6 protein-coding genes are annotated in these 7,593 nt (G+C 65.5%); 4 read left to right on the top strand and 2 right to left on the bottom strand.

What is annotated here, in order from left to right; translation table 11 throughout:
- From purF to SE92_RS01190, 4 genes are all read left to right on the top strand, one after another.
- A partial coding sequence (gene purF / locus SE92_RS01205) for an amidophosphoribosyltransferase (RefSeq protein ID WP_063194107.1) occupies positions 1-1,121 on the top strand: 1,121 nt, incomplete at its 5' end.
- 156 nt (positions 1,122-1,277) lie between these two features.
- Positions 1,278-2,018, top strand: a complete 741-nt coding sequence (locus tag SE92_RS01200) for an SDR family NAD(P)-dependent oxidoreductase (protein WP_063194106.1) — start codon at positions 1,278-1,280, stop codon at positions 2,016-2,018.
- 78 nt (positions 2,019-2,096) lie between these two features.
- Positions 2,097-3,245, top strand: coding sequence for an NHL repeat-containing protein (locus tag SE92_RS01195; RefSeq protein WP_063194105.1), 1,149 nt, complete (start codon positions 2,097-2,099; stop codon positions 3,243-3,245).
- Positions 3,246-3,413: 168 nt separating this feature from the next.
- Entirely contained in the window at positions 3,414-4,637 is a 1,224-nt protein-coding gene (locus tag SE92_RS01190; protein WP_063194104.1) for an ABC transporter substrate-binding protein, read from the top strand.
- Positions 4,638-4,720: 83 nt separating this feature from the next.
- Here SE92_RS01190 and SE92_RS01185 read toward each other — a convergent pair whose 3' ends face one another.
- Both SE92_RS01185 and der read right to left on the bottom strand, forming a co-directional pair.
- On the bottom strand, positions 4,721-5,989 hold the full coding sequence (locus SE92_RS01185; RefSeq protein ID WP_063194103.1) for a TCR/Tet family MFS transporter: 1,269 nt from the start codon (positions 5,987-5,989) through the stop codon (positions 4,721-4,723).
- A complete protein-coding gene (gene der / locus SE92_RS01180) occupies positions 5,986-7,371 on the bottom strand; it encodes a ribosome biogenesis GTPase Der (RefSeq protein ID WP_063194102.1) in 1,386 nt (461 codons plus the stop codon). The genes SE92_RS01185 and der overlap by 4 nt, the downstream gene beginning before the upstream one ends.
- Positions 7,372-7,593: the final 222 nt, after the last annotated feature.

The raw sequence follows: 7,593 nt of genomic DNA, 5'->3' as shown, positions 1-7,593 counted from the left end.
CGGTCGCCCACAACGGCAACCTCACCAACGGCCTGACGCTGCGCCGCGAGCTCGTGAAGAGCGGCGCGATGATGCAGTCGACCACCGACACCGAGGTGATCCTGCATTTGGTCGCGCGCTCCAGGCGCAGCCGCTTCATCGAGCGCTATATCGACGCGCTGCGCGAGATCGAGGGCGCCTATGCGCTGGTCTCGCTGACCAACAAGAAGCTGGTCGGCGCCCGCGATCCGCGCGGCATCCGCCCGCTGGTGCTCGGCGAGCTCGACGGCTGCCCGATCCTGACCTCGGAGACCTGCGCGCTCGACATCATCGGCGCGCGCTTCATCCGCGACATCGAGCCGGGTGAAGTCATCGTGTTCGACGAGAGCGGCCAGGACATCCACAAGCCGTTCCCGCCGATCGCGCCGCGCCCCTGCATCTTCGAATACATCTATTTCTCCCGTCCGGATTCCATCGTCCACGGCCGCTCGGTCTACGAGGTCCGCAAGGCCTTCGGTGCTCAGCTCGCGCGCGAGAGCCACGTGCCGATCGACGTCGTCGTGCCGGTGCCGGATTCCGGCGTGCCCGCCGCGGTCGGCTACAGCCAGCATTCCGGCGTGCCGTTCGAGCTCGGCATCATCCGCAATCACTATGTCGGTCGCACCTTCATCCAGCCGACGCAGGCGATCCGCGAATCCGGCGTGCGCATGAAGCATTCGGCCAACCGCGCCGCGATCGAAGGCAAGCGCATCATCCTGATCGACGACTCGCTGGTGCGCGGCACCACCTCGAAGAAGATCGTACGCATGATGCGCGATGCCGGCGCCAAGGAAGTGCACTTCCGCCTCGCCTCGCCCCCGATCCTCTATCCCGATTATTACGGCATCGACCTGCCCGACCGCGGCGGTCTTCTGGCGGCGACGCATTCGCTGGAAGAGATGCGCGAGATCATCGGCGCCGACTCGCTCGCCTTCCTGTCGATCGACGGCATGTACCGCGCCATGGGCGAGCCCGGCCGCGACCCCGCCAATCCGAAATTCTCGGATCACTGCTTCACAGGGGCCTATCCGACCCACCTCACCGACCAGACCCAGACCGAGCAGCAGCCCCGGCAGCTGTCGCTGCTGGCGGAGGCGAGCTGACGCCGAAGGCGTCATCCCGGGGCGCGCGCAGCGCGAACCCGGGATCTCGATGCGTTGCCTCGAACCTCTGGATTCCGGGTTCGGTCCCGCGGACCGCCCCGGAATGACGACCACGTGGGGGGTTGTCCCGGCCATCCACGCCTGTAAAACCCCGCCATGACAAAGCCTCTCGCTGACCGCATCGCTCTCGTCACCGGCGCCTCGCGCGGCATCGGCTATGCCACGGCTATCGCGCTGGCGAAGGCCGGGGCGCATATCGTGGCCACGGCGCGCACGCAAGGCGGGCTGGAAGAGCTCGACGACGAGATCCGCAAACTCGGCGGCAGCGCCACCCTGGTGCCGCTCAACCTCACCGATTCCGACGGCATCGCGCGGTTAGGGGCCGGCCTGCACGAGCGCTACGGCAAGCTCGACATCCTCGTCGGCAATGCCGGCGTGCTCGGCCCCTCCTCGCCGATCGGCCATATCGAGCTCAAGACCTTCAACGACGTGATGGCGGTGAACGTCTCCGCGAACTTCCAGCTGATCCGTTGCATGGAGCCGCTGCTGAAGCAATCCGACGCCGGCCGCGCCGTGTTCATTACCTCGGGCGCCGCCAACAAGGCGACCGCCTATGTCAGCCCCTACGCCGCCTCCAAGGCCGCGCTGGAAACTTTGGCGCGTGCCTGGGCGCAGGAGACGGCAAACACCAAGCTGCGCGTCAACCTGTTCAATCCAGGGCCGGTCCGCACCCGCATGCGCGCCACGCTCATGCCGGGTGAAGATCCCGAGACGCTGGATAGGCCCGAGCAGGTCGCCGAATTCATCGTGCCGATGTGCGCGCCTGATTGGACCGAGACCGGCAAGTTCTACGATTACAAGACCCGTAGCCTGATGAGCTTCCGCTCGCCGGCCTGATTGACTCGCCCGCCTCCCCGCGATTGACTGCTGCTGCTCAAGCGGCAGCAAGCCGCACAGCCAAAAAGGGAGGCCGCCATGGCGCCATGGCATGTTCGCGCAGGCTCCACGCGCGCGCTCGCAAATATCTCTCACGCCTTTTCCATCCTGATCGCAGCTGTCGCGTTCGTGCTTCCCGGCGCGGCGAGCGCGGGTGACGTGCCGACCTTCGCGGTCGATGCGTCCTGGCCGAAGCCGCTGCCGAACAACTGGATCCTCGGCCAGGTCGGCGGCATCACGGTCGATGCGCAGGGCCATATCTGGGTGATCCACCGCCCGCGCTCCCTCACCGACGACGAGAAAGGCGCAAGCCTCACCCCGCCCCGCTCGAAATGCTGCGTGTCGGCTCCGCCCGTGCTCGAATTCGATGCCGAGGGCAATCTGCTGCGGTCCTGGGGCGGACCGGGCCAGGGCTACGAATGGGTCGGCCGCGAGCACGGCATCGAGGTCGACGAACGCGGCTTCGTCTGGGTCGGCGGCAATGCCGACAACGACAACGCCATTTTGAAGTTCACGCTCGACGGCAAGTTCGTCGCCCAGATCGGCAAGATCGCGCCGAGCCTGGGCAGCAACGACACGACGCAGCTCGGCAAGCCCGCCGAAACCGCGATCGACAAGGAAGCGAACGAAATTTACGTCGCCGACGGCTATGGCAACCGGCGCGTCATCGTGTTCGATGCGACAACGCTCGCCTACAAGCGGCACTGGGGCGCCTACGGCAACAAGCCCAACGACGACAAACAAGGTCCGTATGACCCCAAGGCGCCGGTCGCGCAGCAATTCGGCAATCCCGTTCACTGCGTGAAGCTCGCCAATGACGGTCTCGTCTATGTCTGCGACCGCATCAACAACCGCATCCAGGTGTTCAAAAAGGACGGCAGCTTCGTGAAGGAGTTCTTCTTCGAGAAGAACACGCTCGGCAACGGCGCGGTGTGGGACATCGCGATCTGGCCCGATCCAAAGCAGACCTATTTGCTCAGCGCCGACGGCGAGAACAACGAGATCAGGGTGATCCAGCGCGAGGATGGCAGCGTGGTCGGCAGCTTCGGGCATAGCGGCCGCAACGCCGGTCAATTCCACTGGGTGCACGCCATGGCGATCGACGCGAAGGGTAATGTCTATACCGCCGAGGTCGACACCGGAAAGCGCATCCAGAAATTCAAGCTGACATCGGACGCGCTCAAATAGCGTCTCAACGCATTTTGCCCAAAAGTTAACCGACGGATGACGCTGCGACGAAAGCGTCATCCGGCTTTAGGCGCATTGCCGCCGGCCCTGGGACAGGCTAGAGCCATCCACCGGAACAAGGCTCCGCAAGAGAGCCGTCCGCATGTTTGACAATGGAGGAAGCTTTTTATGACGACGTTCGCATCCCGCTATGCGGCCCTTCTCGCCTGCGCCGCCTTCGGTTTTGCCACATCCGCTTATGCCCAGGACAAGACCGTCAAGATCGGCGTGCTCAACGACATGTCGAGCCTCTATGCCGACATCGGCGGCCCGAACTCCGTGGTTGCGATCAAGATGGCGGTCGAGGATTCCGGCCTGCTCAAGAAGGGCTGGAAGATCGACGTCATCAGCGGCGATCACCAGAACAAGCCCGACGTCGGCGTCAACATCGCCCGGCAGTGGATCGACAACGATAAGGTCGACGCGATCGCCGATACGCCGAACTCCGGCGTCGCACTGGCGGTCAGCAACCTCGTCAAGGAAAAGAACGCGGTCCTGCTGAACTCCGGCGCCGCCTCCGCCGACCTGACCGGCAAGGCCTGCACGCCGAACACAGTGTCCTACACCTATGACACCTACATGCTGGCCAACGGCACCGGCAAGGCGCTGACCAAGGCCGGTGGCGATACCTGGTTCTTCCTGACCGCGGATTACGCCTTCGGCCATGCGCTCGAGCGCGACACCACCGCGGTCGTGACCGCGAACGGCGGCAAGGTGCTCGGCAGCGTCAAGCATCCGATCAACACCGCGGACTTCTCCTCCTTCCTGCTGCAGGCGCAATCGTCCAAGGCCAAGGTCGTGGGCCTCGCCAATGCCGGCGGCGACACCACGAACTCGATCAAGCAGGCGGCCGAATTCGGCATCGTCTCGGCCGGGCAGAAGCTCGCCGCGCTGCTGCTGTTCATCAACGACGTGCATTCGCTGGGCCTCAAGACCGCCCAGGGCCTGACCTTCACCGAATCGTTCTACTGGGACCTGAACGACAAGACCCGCGAATGGTCCAAGCGCTTCGCTGCGCTGGCCAGCAAGAATGCGATGCCGTCGATGACGCAGGCCGGCAATTACGCGATGGTGCTGCATTATCTGAAGGCCATGGACGCGCTTGGCGGCAATCCGCATGACGGCGCCAAGGTCGTCGCCAAGATGAAGGAGCTGCCGACCGACGATCCGCTGTTCGGCAACGGACCGCTGCGCCAGGACGGACGCCGCCTCATCCCGGCCTACCTGTTCGAGGTGAAGAAGCCCGAGGAGTCGAAGGGACCGTGGGATTACTACAAGCAGATCGCCACGATCTCGGCCGAAGACGCGGCCAAGCCGCTCAAGGACAGCGACTGCCCGCTCGTGAAGAAGTAGGCGCGAAATGAGTGGGGCGGGTTAGCCGCAAGGCGTAACCCGCCTCTTTCTTTACGCAGAGGAAGGTGGCGGATTACGCTTCGCTAATCCGCCCTACTGGCCTGGGTCCTTGCTCCACCCAGCGAGCGCACCGCGATCGCCACGCAGACCACCATCAACGCCGCCGCGAGCAGGAACGGCGCGCCGGGCAGATGCAGCGGCGCGCTCGCGCCGATGAAATAGGAAAAGGTCAGCGTGAACAGAAACGGGCCGACGAGCTGCGAGACGCTCTGCACGCTCGCGGTCGCGCCCTGCAGCTGGCCCTGCTGATCGGGCGCGACCAGCCGCGTCATCAGCGCCTGCGAAGCGGCACCCGAGATGCCCCACAGCGCCAGAATCGGAATCCCGATCCAGGACAGCGGTCCGGTCGGCGCAGCGCCGAGGACCACGAAGCCGAGCGCGCCACAGCACAGGCCGAGCAGCAGCGCGTTCCGCTCGCCGAGCACGCGCACGATCGGACCGATCGCAAGCCCCTGCACCACCATGGCGCAGATGCCGACCATCGCCAGCGTCAATCCCACGGTCTTGGAATCCCAGCCGTAGCGATAGGTCGCATAGAGCACGAAGGTCGAGGGCAGCACGACATGCGCGACCTGCGCGATGAAGTTGACGACCGACAAGGCGGAGAGCACTGCGTTGGATCGCAACAGACGCAGTGCCCCCAGCGGGTTGGCACTTCGCCAGCGGAACGGCGCCCGCTTGTCCGGCGCGAGCGATTCCGGCAGGACGAAGAGCCCGTAAAGCGCATTGGCGAAGCTGAGGGCTGCCGACGCCCAGAACGGCAAGCGCGGATCGATGTCGCCGAGCAGGCCGCCGAGCGCCGGTCCCAGGATGAAGCCGGCGCCGAAGGCCGCCCCAATCCTGCCGAACACCGCCGCGCGCCGTTCCGGCGGCGTGATATCCGAGATGTAGGCAAAGGCCGTCGAGATGCTCGCCGAGGTGATGCCTGAGATGACGCGGCCGATGAACAGCCAAAGCAGCGACGGCGCCAGCGCCATCAGCACATAGTCGGCGGCAAGGCCGAAATTCGACAGCAGCACCACCGGCCGCCGACCAAAGCGATCGGATAGCGCACCCAGCAAAGGCGAGAACACGAACTGCATCAGCGCCCAGGCGGTGCCGAACAGGCCGAAGATGCGGGCTGCGTGCGCGGTGTCGTTGTCGACGAAGCTCTCGATCAGCTTCGGCAGGATCGGCATGATGACGCCGAGCGCGAGCATGTCGAGCAGGATGGTCACGAAGATGAAGGCGACCGCGCCGCGCCGGACCGGCACAGCGCCTTGCGCTGTCGCCTTGCCGGCGCCCTCGCTCACGACGGCCGCTTGCGCTTGTGTGCGAAGGGATTGGCCTTCTCACGCAAGGTGATGCGCACCGGCGTGCCCGGCAGCTCGAAAGTCTCGCGCATGGAATTGACGAGATAGCGCAGATAGGACTGCGGCACCGCATCGGCGCGCGAGCAGAACAGCACGAAGCTCGGCGGGCGCGCCTTGTTCTGCGTGATGTAGTTCAGCTTCAACCGGCGGCCCGACACCGCGGGCGGCGGATTGGCCTGGACCGCCTGCTCGAACCAGCGATTGAGCGCCGAGGTCGGCACGCGCCTGTTCCACACGGCATAGGCATCCTGGATCACCTGCATCAGGCGGTCGATGCCTTCGCCCATCAGGCCCGACACCGCCACGATCGGCACGCCCTTGAGCTGCGGCAGCCAGTGATCGGCGTCACGGCGCAGACTCGAGATCGCGCCGCCGCCCTTGGTCTCCATCAGATCCCATTTGTTGACGGCGAGCACGACCGCCCGGCCCTCACGCTCGATCAGGTCCGCAATACGGAGATCCTGCTCCTCGAAGCGGTTCTGCGTGTCCATCATCAGCACGACGACTTCGGCAAAGCGCACGGCGCGCAAGGCATCCGCAACCGAGAGCTTTTCAAGCTTTTCCTCGATGCGCGAACGCCGGCGCAGGCCGGCGGTGTCGAACACGCGGAAATCCCGGCCCTTCCAGTTGATCTCGACCGCGATGGAATCGCGCGTGGTACCGGCCTCCGGGCTTGTCAGCAATCTCTCTTCGCCGAGCAGATGGTTGATCAGCGTCGACTTGCCGGCGTTGGGTCGGCCGACGATGGCGACCCGGATCGGGCGCGTCGCAGCCTCCTCCTCCGTGAGCGGCACGCCGTCGTATTCGTCCTCATCCTCGTCGACGGGCACCGGCATCAGCTTGGCGAGCTGATCGTAGAGCTCGCCCAGGCCCTCGCCGTGCTCGGCAGAGATCTGGATGGGATCGCCAAGGCCAAGTGCGAAGGATTCCATCGCACCGGCATCGCCGTGCTTGCCCTCGCTCTTGTTGGCGACCAGCAGCACCGGCTTGTTGGCCTTGCGGGCGAAATCGGCGAAGGCGCGATCAGTGGGCGTGAGGCCGATGCGGGCATCGATGACGAAGAACAGCGCGTCGGCCTGCGCGATCGCGGCCTCGGTCTGCTCCTGCATGCGCGCGGTCAGCGAGCCCTTGGCGCCCTCGTCGAGGCCGGCGGTGTCGATGATGGTGAATTCGAGATCGCCGAGCCTCGCCTCGCCCTCGCGGCGGTCGCGGGTGACACCCGGCAAATCATCGACGAGCGCGAGCTTCTGTCCAACCAGGCGGTTGAACAGCGTCGATTTGCCGACATTGGGCCGGCCGATGATGGCGATTGTAAAGGACATCGGTCATTCGTGCGCTGCCGGGGCCGCGCCTGTCAATGAAAGGAAAAAATCAGCGCGAGAAGCTGCCGCTCGGCAGCGGCGCCGGGAAGGCCCCCTGCGATTGCTGCTGCGTGGTCTGGGCCGGTTGCGCCTGCTGGACCGGCTGATCCGGCGGCGGCGCGGTGGTGCGCTTGCGGACGATCTTGTGCTTGGGCGGCGGAGCGGCCGATGCCGGCGCCGCCT

This window comes from Bradyrhizobium sp. AT1 (assembly GCF_001590795.1).
Taxonomy (GTDB): domain Bacteria; phylum Pseudomonadota; class Alphaproteobacteria; order Rhizobiales; family Xanthobacteraceae; genus Bradyrhizobium.
Note: the sequence above shows the minus strand (reverse complement) of the source record. Positions and strands in the feature narration are given on the sequence as shown.